This is a genomic window from Streptomyces sp. NPDC033177, assembly GCF_055577715.1.
This window is the reverse complement of the sequence record NZ_JBVIPS010000001.1, coordinates 1,014,203-1,026,472: the sequence shown is the minus strand read 5'-3', so window position 1 is coordinate 1,026,472 and position 12,270 is coordinate 1,014,203. Positions and strand designations below refer to the sequence as shown.

General features: G+C 71.5%; 10 protein-coding genes. 5 read left to right on the top strand and 5 right to left on the bottom strand.

The genetic code is table 11. The features are described from left to right. Window positions 1–143 precede the first annotated feature (143 nt). Window positions 144–1,454 carry a TerD family protein gene (locus tag ACZ5U5_RS04580; protein WP_469016133.1) on the top strand — a complete coding sequence of 437 codons (1,311 nt, stop codon included), beginning with the start codon at window positions 144–146 and terminating at the stop codon, window positions 1,452–1,454. A gap of 27 nt (window positions 1,455–1,481) precedes the next feature. Here the strand turns inward: ACZ5U5_RS04580 and ACZ5U5_RS04575 are convergent, their stop codons facing one another. Next, a complete protein-coding gene (locus ACZ5U5_RS04575) occupies window positions 1,482–2,657 on the bottom strand; it encodes a glycosyltransferase (RefSeq protein ID WP_469016131.1) in 1,176 nt (391 codons plus the stop codon). A gap of 58 nt (window positions 2,658–2,715) precedes the next feature. On the opposite strand from ACZ5U5_RS04575, the gene ACZ5U5_RS04570 reads away from it, so the two are divergent. Further along, window positions 2,716–3,501 (top strand): glutamate racemase, encoded by a 786-nt coding sequence (locus tag ACZ5U5_RS04570; protein WP_469016129.1) that lies wholly within the window; start codon window positions 2,716–2,718, stop codon window positions 3,499–3,501. Between the two features lie 104 nt (window positions 3,502–3,605). Beyond that, the gene (locus tag ACZ5U5_RS04565) at window positions 3,606–4,160 is read left to right on the top strand and encodes a hypothetical protein (protein ID WP_469016126.1); all 555 of its coding nucleotides are present in this window, start codon (window positions 3,606–3,608) and stop codon (window positions 4,158–4,160) included. On the opposite strand, the gene ACZ5U5_RS04560 is transcribed toward ACZ5U5_RS04565, so the two are convergent. Further along, the gene (locus tag ACZ5U5_RS04560; protein ID WP_469016961.1) at window positions 4,117–5,184 is read right to left on the bottom strand and encodes an O-antigen ligase family protein; all 1,068 of its coding nucleotides are present in this window, start codon (window positions 5,182–5,184) and stop codon (window positions 4,117–4,119) included. The genes ACZ5U5_RS04565 and ACZ5U5_RS04560 overlap by 44 nt on opposite strands. A 221-nt stretch (window positions 5,185–5,405) precedes the next feature. Between ACZ5U5_RS04560 and lnt the strand changes: the two genes are divergently transcribed. Both lnt and ACZ5U5_RS04550 read left to right on the top strand, forming a co-directional pair. Beyond that, on the top strand, window positions 5,406–7,022 hold the full coding sequence (gene lnt, locus ACZ5U5_RS04555; RefSeq protein ID WP_469016124.1) for an apolipoprotein N-acyltransferase: 1,617 nt from the start codon (window positions 5,406–5,408) through the stop codon (window positions 7,020–7,022). A gap of 10 nt (window positions 7,023–7,032) precedes the next feature. After that, the gene (locus tag ACZ5U5_RS04550) at window positions 7,033–7,506 is read left to right on the top strand and encodes an NUDIX hydrolase (RefSeq protein ID WP_469016121.1); all 474 of its coding nucleotides are present in this window, start codon (window positions 7,033–7,035) and stop codon (window positions 7,504–7,506) included. Window positions 7,507–7,524: 18 nt separating this feature from the next. Here the strand turns inward: ACZ5U5_RS04550 and ACZ5U5_RS04545 are convergent, their stop codons facing one another. From ACZ5U5_RS04545 to ACZ5U5_RS04535, 3 genes are read right to left on the bottom strand one after another with little or no spacing between them, the layout of a single operon-like run. Then, window positions 7,525–9,087 carry a GMC family oxidoreductase gene (locus tag ACZ5U5_RS04545; protein WP_469016118.1) on the bottom strand — a complete coding sequence of 521 codons (1,563 nt, stop codon included), beginning with the start codon at window positions 9,085–9,087 and terminating at the stop codon, window positions 7,525–7,527. A gap of 24 nt (window positions 9,088–9,111) precedes the next feature. Continuing rightward, the gene (locus ACZ5U5_RS04540; protein ID WP_469016116.1) at window positions 9,112–10,704 is read right to left on the bottom strand and encodes an APC family permease; all 1,593 of its coding nucleotides are present in this window, start codon (window positions 10,702–10,704) and stop codon (window positions 9,112–9,114) included. Continuing rightward, window positions 10,701–12,170 carry an aldehyde dehydrogenase family protein gene (locus ACZ5U5_RS04535; RefSeq protein WP_469016113.1) on the bottom strand — a complete coding sequence of 490 codons (1,470 nt, stop codon included), beginning with the start codon at window positions 12,168–12,170 and terminating at the stop codon, window positions 10,701–10,703. Before ACZ5U5_RS04535 ends, ACZ5U5_RS04540 begins: the two co-directional genes overlap by 4 nt. Between the last annotated feature and the right edge of the window lie 100 nt (window positions 12,171–12,270).

Below are 12,270 nucleotides of genomic sequence, written 5' to 3'. Positions count from 1 at the left end.
CGTACGGGTTACCGGCGGTTGACGCACGGTTGACGTGAGGGTCGTGCGGCAGGGTGTCGACGGGGGACATGGGCCTCTCGGGGGTCCGGGTAATAGGTTGGTCATGAACGGGACGGCGGCCTGGCCGGACGTGGCGACTTGCGATGGGGGCGGACATGACAATGCCTAAAGGTTCGAATGTTCCTGTGCCGGCACCTGCCGTGCGCGTCGAGTTGGGGTGGGCTTCAGGAGCCGGGGTGCCGGACGCCGACGCGTCGGCCCTGTTGCTCGCCGCTTCCGGAAAGGTCCGCTCGGACGACGACTTCGTCTTCTACAACCAGGCGGTCCACACCTCCGGTGCGGTGCGCCACGAGGGCAAGAAGAACGACGGCGGCCGGGTGACCGACGCGCTCGTGGTGGACCTCGCGCGCGTGGAGCCCGCCGTGGAGACCGTGGTGCTCGCCGCCTCGACGGACGGCGGCACGTTCGGGCAGATCCCCGGCCTCTTCATCCGCGTCGTCGACGCGGCGAACGGCGCCGAGATCGCGCGTTACGACAGTGAGGACGCGACCGTGGAGACGGCGTTCGTCCTCGGCGAGCTCTACCGCCGCCAGGGCGCGTGGAAGTTCCGCGCCGTCGGGCAGGGGTACGGCAGCGGACTCCAGGGCCTGGCCACCGACTACGGGATCTCGGTGGACGAACCGCAGCAGGCGCCGGCGCCCGCCCCGGCCGCGGTGCAGCCTCCGCCGACTCCGACTCCGGCCCCGGTGGCTCCCGCTGCCCCCGTCCAGGCCCCGCCGCCGCCCGCCGCGTCCCCCGCACCCGCGGGCCCGCCCGTGCGCCTGACGAAGGTCACGCTCACCAAGGACGCGCCGTCCGTCTCGCTCACCAAGCAGGGCGGCACGTCCGGGGCGATGCGCGTGAACCTCAACTGGGAGGTGCGCAAGCAGTTCAAGGGCTGGGCCAGCAAGCTCGGCCGGGCCGTGGCCATGCACGCGGACCTCGACCTGGACCTGTGCGCCCTGTACGAACTGAGCGACGGCCGCAAGGGCGTCGTCCAGGCGCTCGGCAACGCCTTCGGATCCCTTGACCAGCCCCCGTATCTGCTGCTCGACGGCGACGACCGCACCGGAGCCGTGGCCAGCGGCGAGAACCTCACGGTCAACCTCGACCACATCAAGGATTTCAAGCGCATCGTCATCTTCGTGACGATCTACGAAGGCGCGCGCAGCTTCGCCGACCTGAACGCCACGGTGACCCTGCAGCCGCAGCACGGCGCCTCCATCGACTTCTCGCTGGACGAGTGCACGGTGCCCTCCACGGTGTGCGCGCTCGCGCTGCTCACGAACAACAACGGCGACCTCTTCGTCCAGCGCGAGGCCCGCTACCTGGTGCCGGAGCGTGGCGTGAGCCCGCAGCGCACCATCGACTACGCGTACGGCTGGGGCATGAACTGGACGCCCGGCAGGAAGTAGACAGGAAGTAGAGGGGGCCAGGGCGTATCAGTTCTGCTCGGGAGCGGGATCGGGGCGGGTGTACGTCCGCCCCTTCCATGCCGCTCCACGCCCCCTGTAGTGCTGCACCGCCGAATCCACCGTCATGAGGAGATAGAGGAAAGCGGTGAAGGGCAGCAGGGGAGCGAGCCAGAGAGTCTGCCGGTAGTAGCGCAGCATCGGGACGTATGTCGCCGTCATCACCAGCCACGCGACGCCGCCGAGCACCGCCGGCCCCGCGCTGCCCGTGGCCAGCCCGCCGAACAGCGCGACCGGGGGCAGCAGATAGATCAGGGCGAGCCCCAGGACCGTGCCGAGCAGGATCAGCGGGTTGTGGCGGAGTTGGGCGTAGGCGCTGCGCGAGACCATCCGCCAGAGGTCCCCGAGCCCGGGGTAGGGGCGCACGCTGTCGACGCGCTCCGCGAGCCCCAGCCAGATGCGGCCGCCCGAACGCTTCACGGCCCGGGCCAGCGTCACGTCGTCGATCACCGCGTGCCGGATGGAGTCGGGGATCGCCGCGCGCTCGGCGGCGGCCGTGCTCAGCAGGACGCAGCCGCCGGCGGCCGCGGCCGTGCGCGAGTTCTTCTTCGCGATCCAGCGGAACGGATACAGCTGCGCGAAGAAGTAGACGAACGCCGGGACGACGAGCCGCTCCCACATGCTCGCGACGCGCAGCCGCGCCATCTGCGAGACAAGGTCGAATCCGGCCGTCTCCGCCGCCGCGACCAACTGCCGCAGACTGACCGGCTCATGAGCGATGTCGGCGTCGGTGAGCAGCAGATAGCGGGGGGCACGCGCGCGTGCCAGGCCGATGCCGTGCCGTACGGCCCACAGCTTGCCGGTCCAGCCCGGCGGCGGCTCTCCCGGTGAACCCACCGTCAGCGGCAGGCCGCCGTGCCGGTCGGCGAGGGACCGGGCCAGCGTGCCGGTGCCGTCCGAACTCCCGTCGTCGACAAGGAAGATCTCGGCCTGCCCCGGGTAGTCCTGGGCGAGCAGCGAAGGCAGACTCTCGGGCAGCACGGCGGCCTCGTCACGGGCGGGGACTACGACGCAGACCGAGGGCCAGACGTCCGGTTCACGGCGCCGCGGCAGCCGCAGGTCCGTGCGCCAGAAGAAGCCCTGCCCCAACAGCAGCCATAGCCAGGCGGCAAGCGATGCGGCGGTGGTCCACACAACGGCGCTCATCCGCCGCAGTCTGCCCCACGCCGCCGGGCTCAGGAGGCCGATCGACTATGGTGACCGGGTGAAGATCGCGCTCATGGACTCCGGTATCGGCCTGCTCCCCGCCGCGGCGGCGGTGCGTCGTCTGCGGCCGGACGCTGATCTCGTCCTCTCCTCGGACCCCGACGGACTGCCCTGGGGGCCGCGCACCGCCGAGGACATCACGGAGCGCTCGCTCGCCATCGCGGAGGCGGCCGCCGCACACCACCCCCAAGCGCTGATCGTGGCCTGCAACACCTCGTCCGTGCACGCCCTGCCCGCCCTGCGCGCCCGCTTCGAGCCCGACCTGCCCGTCATCGGGACCGTACCGGCGATCAAGCCGGCCGTGGCCGGTGGTGGCCCCATCGCCATCTGGGCCACCCCCGCCACCACCGGAAGCCCCTACCAGCGCGGCCTCATCGAGGAGTTCGCCGGCGGCGTCGGCGTCACCGAGGTGCCCTGCCCCGGTCTGGCGGACGCCGTGCAGTCCGCCGACGAGGCGGCCATCGACAGGGCGGTCGCCGCGGCGGCGGCACTCACCCCGCGTGATGTAAGGGCCGTCGTCCTGGGCTGCACCCATTACGAGCTGGTCGGCGAGCGCATCCGCGCCGCCCTCCAGCAGCCCGAACTGCCGCCCCTGGTGCTGCACGGCTCCGCCGGAGCGGTCGCCGCCCAGGCGCTGCGCAGGGCCGGGGAGCTTCCCGGCCCCGGCACCGGCACGGAGGGCGGCCTCACGGTCATCCTCAGTGGCCGCGCCGCCGAGCTGCCCCTCGCCGCCCACACGTACGCCGAAGGCAGGCTCCTCGCGGCGGCCACTCCCGCACGCTGAGTCCCGGCCCCGCAGGCCTGAACGCCACGGGTGGCGGCCGCCTCGCGGTGGTAACGCTCCGCGACGCGGTGCCTTCCCTCCGGATCGTGGGTACTCTCGGTCGCATGAGGGACCACACTCACGGCGAGCGGGGCAGTACAGCCGACGCCCCGCCGGAAGTCTGGACCGGAAGCGCGACCAACCGCGTGCAGTGGCTGCTGGCTCTGGCCGGCGCTCTCTGCCTGGCGCTGGGGATCGAGCTGGCCGTCGACAGCATGTGGACGTCCGGAATCGCCGCCCTCGCCATGTCCGTCGTGGGGTGCATCGCAGCCGGGCTCCTGATCCTGTTCGGCACCCTCGCCTTCGTCCACGTCGCCGTGACGGTCGACAAGGACTGCCTGGAAGTGCGCTGCGGGCACATGGGCCTGCCGCGCCGCCGCATCCTCCTCTCCCACGTGGTGGGGGCCGAGTTCGCGCAGGTCGTCTGCCCCAGACAGTGGGGCGGCTGGGGCTACCGCTCGCGGCCCGAGCTCGGCACCGCCGTCGTCGTCAGGCGTGGTGAGGGCCTGGTCCTGAGCCTGGGCGACGGCCGGAAGTTCACGGTCACCGTCGACGACGCCGAAGCGGCCGTGCGGATCATCCGCCACCGGCTGTCCATGGCGGGGCGCCGGGCGGCCTGACCTGCGCCGGTTCATCGCCCAGCGGTCGCGCCGTGGCGATGCCCGCGAGATAGCCCGCGCCCGTCGTCACTGCCGTAAGGCTCAGCGCGTTGCCGACCGACGCCACCGCGGCCAGCGCCGTCAGGGCCGAGCCCGCCGACAGGACGACCTGGGTGGAGCGCGGCGAGCGGTACAGGGCGTACAGAAGCCAGCAGAAGACCGCCGCGAGAAGGACCACCCCCACCAGTCCCTGTTCGGCCACCTGCTGCAACGGCGCCGAGTGGGGCTTGCCGTCGGTCAGGAGGTGCTCGGCCACCGTCGGGCTGGAATCGGCGAACCGGCCGGGGCCCACGCCCACCGCGGGTTCCTGGCCCGCGAGCGTCAGCGCGTCCTGCCACAGCTCGACCCGGTGCCCGTCGAGCTGACCCTCCAGAGACGCGCTCAGCCCCTCCGGCAGTACGTCATCGGCGATCGCCCAGGTCAGACCGGTCACCACGGCCGTCGCCAGGGCCAGCCCCGCGAGGCCGAGCACCCTGCGCCGCATCAGCGCGGTCGCCAGCGAACACAGCAGGATCCCGGTGCAGGCAACGACACCGGCCACGGACCCCAGTGCCGCGGCGGCCACCACGATCCCCACGGCCAGCAACCGCATCGCCAGCCGCGTCGACGCACTGTGCGCCGCCCACGCCGCGGAGCAGGCCGCCCCCGAGGCCAGGATCAGGAGCGCGGCCGTGGCACCCGTGTGGCCGAGCGGCGCCGCGCTGACGGGACCCGGCGAGAGCTGCGGGGCCGCCGCCGCGAGGCCCACTCCCGCCAGCGCACCTGCGCAGGGCGCGGCGACCGGCAGCAGCGCGCCGCAGATGCGCCCGCCCGCGTAGCCCGCGGCCACGGCGAGCACCGCGAGGAGCACGCCCTCGGGCTGCCCCCCGTGCACCCCCGATGTGATCAAGGTCCAGGCGGCGCACACGCCGAGCAGCGCGCAGCCCGTCGCGTCGGACGCGCTGCGCCGTTCGTATGCCCCTGACGGCCCGGCCGTAGCGGCCATCCCCGTTGTCCCCACCCCGTCGCCCCCCGCCGTATGACGGCGCCCCGAACGCTGTGGCTCGATCCGGCCGCAGGTCAGGGACTCGGGCACACCGTAGTCGCTGGAACCGTGAAATGTGGACGTCTTGCGCAGGAACGATCCGGCGAACGCGTGGACAAGACCCCGGCGACCGGGCACGACCGTCCTGTCCTTGTCCAAGCGACGCGCCGTAGACTCCCCGAGTGACCGCCACCACCACCTCCGTAGACGAGTCGGAGCAGCTCGGACCGCAGCCCGCGCCCGTATCGCGCAAGGCCCGCTTCCTGCGAGCGCTCGTCCCGGCCGCCGCGGCGACACTCTCCGGAGTGCTGCTCTACGTCAGCTTTCCGCCACGCACCCTGTGGTGGCTGGCCCTGCCGGCCTTCGCGGTGTTCGCCTGGTGCCTGCACGGCCGCGGCTGGAAGGCGGGTCTCGGGCTCGGTTACCTCTTCGGCCTCGGCTTCCTGCTGCCGCTCCTGGTGTGGACCGGGGTGGAGGTCGGGCCAGGGCCCTGGCTGGCGCTCGCCGCCATCGAGGCGATGTTCGTCGCCCTCGTCGGAGCGGCCATCGCCGCCGTCTCCCGGGTGCCGGGATACCCGCTCTGGGCCGCCGCCCTGTGGATCGCCGGTGAGGCGGCACGCGCGCGCGTGCCGTTCAGCGGATTCCCCTGGGGGAAGATCGCCTTCGGGCAGGCGGACGGCGTCTTCCTGCCGCTTGCCGCGCTCGGCGGCACTCCGGTCCTCGGGTTCGCGGTGGTCCTGTGCGGCTTCGGCCTGTACGAGATCGTCCGCCAGGTGCACGCCGCGCGCGGCACCCGCGCCGTACGCCGTGGCGCGGCGGCAGCGGCCCTGCTCAGCGTGGTCGTCCCGGTCGCCGGAGCCTTCGCCGCACGCCCGCTCGTCAGCGACGACGCCGAGGACGGCACCGCGACCGTAGCCGCCGTCCAGGGCAACGTCCCGCAGGCGGGCCTGGAGTTCAACGCCCAGCGCCGCGCCGTGCTCGACCACCATGTGCGCGAGACCGAGCGGCTCGCGGACCGGGTGAAGGCGGGCAAGGTGAAGCAGCCGGACTTCGTCCTGTGGCCGGAGAACTCCTCCGACATCGACCCGTTCACCAACCCGGACGCCCACGCGGCCATCGAGCGCGCGGTCAAGGCGATCGGCGCCCCCATCTCGGTGGGCGGGGTCGTCGAGTCCAAGGACGGCAAGCTCTTCAACGAGCAGATCCTGTGGGACCCGAAGAAGGGCCCCACGGACACCTACGACAAGCGCCAGATCCAGCCCTTCGGCGAGTACATCCCGCTGCGCGACGTCGTCGGCTTCTTCAGCAGTGACGTCGGCATGGTGCGCCAGGACTTCAGCCGCGGCACCGAGCCCGGCGTCTTCACCATGGCGGGCACGAAGGTGGGCCTCGCCACCTGCTACGAGGCCGCCTTCGACTGGGCCGTGCGCGACACCGTCACCCACGGCGCGCAGATCATCTCGGTGCCCAGCAACAACGCGACGTTCGACCGCAGCGAGATGACGTACCAGCAGCTGGCCATGTCGCGGATCCGCGCCGTCGAGCACAGCCGCACCGTCACCGTCCCGGTGACCAGCGGCGTCAGCGCGATCATCATGCCGGACGGCCATGTCTCGCAGAAGACGAAGTGGTTCACCGCCGACTCACTGGTCGAGGAGGTGCCGCTGCGTTCCTCGCAGACCCCGGCCACCCGCTTCGGCACCCTGCCCGAGGGCATCCTCGTGCTGATCGCCGCGGGCGGTCTCGGCTGGGCGGTGACGGGCGCCGTACGGGCCAGGCGTGCCCGCCAGGCCCGTTAGGGTCGACGGCATGGCAACTCCTGACTTCATCCGCACGATCCGGGCCGACGCCGGCCACCAGCTGCTGTGGCTCCCCGGCGTCACCGCCATCGTCTTCGACGACGACGGCAGAGTGCTCCTCGGGCGGCGCTCCGACAACGGCAAGTGGTCGGTCATCGGCGGCATCCCGGACCCGGGGGAGCAGCCCGCCGCGTGCGCCGTCCGCGAGGTCTTCGAGGAGACGGCGGTGCACTGCGTGCCCGAGCGCGTCGTGCTCGTCGAGGCCCTGGAGCCGGTGACCTACCCGAACGGCGACACCTGCCAGTTCATGGACATCACGGTGCGCTGCCGCGCCACCGGCGGCGAGGCCCGCGTCAACGACGACGAGTCACTCGAAGTGGGCTGGTTCGCGCTGGACCAACTGCCCGACCTGCACGAGTTCGGGGTCTTCCGGATCAAGCAGGCCATGGCGGAGGACCAGCCCACCTGGTTCGACCGGAGCTGACGAGCGCCGCGGGCCGGCTCAGCTCGCCTTGATCATGTCGGCGCACTTCTCGCCGATCATCATGGTGGTGATGCACGGGTTGACCGCGGGCAGGAACGGCATGACCGAGGCGTCGGCGACACGGAGCCCAGTCACGCCCTTGACGCGGAGTTGCGGGTCGAGCGGCGAGTCCGCGTCGTCGGCCGCGCCCATCCGCACGGTGCCCGCCGGGTGGTAGACGGTGTTGTGGGTCTGGCGGATGTAGGCGAAGAGCTCGTCGTCGGTCGTGGCGTCCGGTCCCGGAGCGAGTTCGGCGCCCGCCCAGTCCGCCATGGGGGCCTGCGCCGCGATCTCCCGGGCGAGCCGGAGCCCGTACGTCATGACGCGGATGTCGTGCTCGTGCGTGAAGTAGCGCGGGTCGACCTTCGGCTTGTCCCGGAAGTCGCGGGTGCGCAGCCGGACCGTGCCCATCGAGCGGGCCCGGGTGACGTTCGGGGTGAGACAGAAGGCGTTGTCGGTGGTCGGGTAGCCGCGCCGGTAGGTGTTCATGTCGAAGGGCACCGAGCCGTAGTGGAACATCAGGTCGGGCCGGTCGAGGCCCGGTTCGGTGTCCGCGAAGATGCCGATCTCCCACCACTGAGTGGAGGAGGTGACCATCGGCTGCTTCGCCTCCCACATGATCACGCCCTCGGGGTGGTCCTGGAGGTGGGAGCCGACGCCGGGGGAGTCCACCCGTACGTCCACGCCGCACTCCCGCAGATGCCCGGCGGGGCCGATGCCCGACAGCATCAGGAGCTTCGGCGAGTCGATGGCCCCGCAGGCCACGATCACCTCGCGGCGCGCGCTGACGCTGCCGCTGTGAATGGTGTCGGGCTCCAGGTACTCGACGCCCGTGCAGCGCCGGTTCTCGTCGAACAGCAACTGCCTGGCCTGCAGACCGGTGCGCACCTCAAGATTCGGCCGCTTGCCCAGGATCGGGTGCAGATACGACACCGAGGCGGAGGAACGGGTGCCGTCCGGGCGGGAGTTGATCTGGAACCAGTGCGCGCCGCGCTTCACCGTCTTGCCGGTGTTGAAGGGGGTGGTGGGGATGCCCGCCGCCGCGCACGCCTCCAACAGGGCTGATCCGCACGGGTCGTTCGGCGGGACGCTCATGATGTTGACCGGGCCCGAGCGGCCGTGGTGGTCGCCGGGCGCGTCGTTGGTCTCCAGGCGCTGGTACAGAGGGAAGCAGTCCGCGGCACTCCAGCCCGTGCAGCCGAGCGAGCCCCACTCGTCGAGGTCCTCCGCCGGGGCCCAGAACGCGATGCAGGAGTTGTGCGAGGAGCAGCCGCCGAGCACCTTGGCGCGGGCGTGCCGCATGAAGCTGTTGCCGTTCTCCTGCGGCTCCACCGGGTAGTCCCAGTCGTAACCGGACTCGAGGAGGGCCATCCAGCCCTCCAGGCGCAGGATGTTGTCGTCGCCGACGTCCGAGGGCCCGGCCTCCAGGACGCAGACGCTGACGTCCGGGTCCTCGGTCAGCCGCGCGGCGACGACCGCGCCTGCCGTACCGCCGCCGACCACCACGTAGTCGTACTCGGCCTTGGGGCTCTCTGCGGGCATGGTGACTCCAGATCAGCGGTGGGTTCAGGGGGCGGCCGGGGGCGACGGGGGAGTGGTGGGGTCGACGGCCTCTTCTTCGAAGCGGTGCTCGGCGAGTACGCCCGCCTTGTGCCGCTGCACGAACCAGTAGTAGGCGAAGCCGCCGCAGGCCACGATGCCGATGAAGAGGAACGCGCCCCAGCGCAGGTACCAGTGCTGCGGTCCCGTCGCGTTGTAGACCTCCGCGCGGGGCCAGGCCAGGTTGAGGGACATGGCCGCGCCCCAGAGCACGGCCATGATGTTGACCGGCAGGCCGAACCTGCCGAGCGAGAACTTGCCCTCGACGGGCTGCCACTGGCCGCGCAGACGCCTGATCAGCATCGGCAGGGTGACCAGCAGATAGGCCAGGTAGATCATGATGATCGCGATGCTCGTGATCACCGAGAAGATCTGTGGCTGGTTGATGTTGATCACCAGGATGGCGACGCCGACGACGCCGATGACGATCGCGGGCAGTACGGGGGTCTTGAAACGCGGGCTGACCTTGGCGAGCAGCGAGGAAGCGGGCAGCGTGCCGTCGCGGGCCATGGCGAACGCGAGCCGGATGCCCGCCGCCTGCACGGCGAGCTCGCAGACCGTGATGGCGACGACCACGCACCAGAGCACGATCTCGCCGATCGTGGAGCCGAGCGTGCTCAGGACCACGTACTGCAGGCCGTCCACGGACAGTTCCTTCGCGTGCAGGTCCGGCACGGCCAGGAGCGCGAACAGCAGGATGAGCCCGCCGATCAGGAACGAGAAGACGAGCGCCCGCAGGATCGCCCGCGGGGCGTTGCGGCTCGGGTCGAGTGACTCCTCGCCGAGCGAGGACGCGGTGTCGAAGCCGTACATCACGTACGCCGAGGCGAGCGAAGCCGTCAGGAACGCCCCGAAGTAGCCGAGGTTCTGGCCCTGGCCCAGGCCGCCGGTCTCGGTGATGGCGCTGGGGCCGCGCGTGATGTGGGCGGCGAGGAGCACGATCAGGACGACGGCCGCGATCAGCTCGATGAGCACGCCCGCGGAGTTGATCCGGGCCATCAGCTTGACGCCGAACGCGTTGACCAGGGTGGTGAACAGAATCAGCACGGAGCCGAGCAGCACCGCGTTCTTCGCCGCGTCGGTCGTACCGCTGCCGTCCCCGATGAACTGGAACGTGTCGGAGATCTGCGGGAGCGTGATCTGGTACGCGAGGGCGACCGCCGCGAGGGACACCATGGTGGCCGTCAGCATCATCCAGCCGCCGAGCCAGCCGACGTGCTTGCCGCCGAGCTGCTTGGCCCAGTTGTAGACGGACCCCGCGACCGGGAAGCGGGCGGCCAGCTCGCAGAAGCAGAGGGCCACCATCAGCTGGCCGGCGAAGACCATCGGCCAGGACCACCAGTAGGCGGGACCGCCGAAGCTCACACCGAAGTAGAAGAGCTGGAAGGTGCCGGTCAGGATCGAGATGTAGCTGATCCCGGCGGCGAAGGTGTGGAAGTTGCCCAGGGTGCGCTTGAGTTCGGGCCGGTAGCCGAGCTTGCCGAGCGCGTCGTCGTCGTCCTGGTGCTGCTGCCGGGCGGCGTCGGCGGCCTCGGCGCCCTTGCCGGGATCCGTGCTCATTCGAACCACCTCTGTGGTGTCGGGGCGAGGTTGCGCCAGATGTGCTTGGCCTCCTGGTACTCGGCGAGACCGGCCGGTCCCAGCTCGCGCCCGAAGCCGGACTGCTTCATGCCGCCCCACTCCGCCTGCGGCACGTAGGGGTGGAAGTCGTTGATCCACACCGTTCCCGCCCGCATCCGGGACGCCACCCGGTGCGCCTTGCCGCCGTCCTGCGTCCAGACGGCGCCCGCGAGCCCGTAGACGGTGTCGTTGGCGAGCGCGACCGCCTCGTCCTCGTCCCGGAACCGCTCGACGGTGAGCACCGGGCCGAACGACTCGTCGGTGATCACGGACATGCCGGGCGTGCACTCGTCGAGCACGGTCGGCGGGTAGTAGTAGCCGTCCGATAGGGCCGGGTCGTCGGGGCGCGCGCCGCCGCACCGCAGGACCGCGCCCTCGGCGACGCCCGCCGCCACATACGCCTCGACCTTGTCGCGGTGTGCCGCGGAGATCAGCGGTCCGGTGCGGGCGTCGTCGTCGAAGGGGCCGCCGAGCCGGATCCGCTGGGCGCGTGCGACCACCTCGTCGACGAACCTGTCGTGGAGGCTGTCCTCGACGAGGAGCCGCGCTCCGGCCGAACAGACCTGGCCCGAGTGCAGGAAGATCGCCATCAGGGCGTAGTCGACGGCCGCCTCGAAGTCGGCGTCGGCGAAGACGATGTTGGGGTTCTTGCCGCCAAGCTCCAGGGCGACCTTCTTCACCGTGGGGGCCGCGGCGGCCATGATGCGCCGCCCGGTGACGAGCCCGCCGGTGAACGACACCATGTCGACCCGCGGGTCCTCGCTGAGCGGGGCGCCCGCGGTGGGGCCCGCGCCCAGGATCAGGTTGGCGGCCCCGCCGGGCAGCCCGGCCTCGGTGAGCAGACGCATCAGGATGATGGCGGTGTGCGGGGTCAGCTCGCTGGGCTTGAGGACGAAGGTGTTGCCCGCGCCGAGCGCCGGGGCGACCTTCCAGGCCGTCTGGAGCAGCGGATAGTTCCACGGCGTGATCAGCGCGCACACCCCGACCGGCTCGTGCACCACCCGGCTGTCCACCTCCGCGCTGCCGGCGTCGACGACCCGGTCGGTGCCGCCCGCCGCCGTCAGGTTGCCGAAGTAGCGGAAGCAGTTCGCGATGTCGTCCATGTCGTACTCGCTCTCCACGAGCCGCTTCCCGGTGTCCAGGGATTCGGCGCGGGCGAGTGCGTCCTTGTCGCGTTCCAGGAGGTCGGCCACGCGCAGCAGCAGCCGGCCGCGTTCGGCCGCCGGGGTGCCGGGCCACGGCCCGGCGTCGAAGGCCTCACGCGCGGCGGCGATCGCCGCCGCGGCGTCCTTCGGCCCTGCTTCGTCGACGGTGGCGACCAGGGTGTTGTCCGCCGGGCAGCGGATCTCCCGTGTCTGCCCGTCCACGGCAGTGGTCCATGTTCCGCCGATGAACAGCTCCGGCATGACGGCTCCTCGAGGATGGGATGCGCGGGTGCTCCACCAATGGACGCTATGGAGAACCGTCCGCACGCGCACCACAGGAGCCGCTGATCGGGGCAGCCCT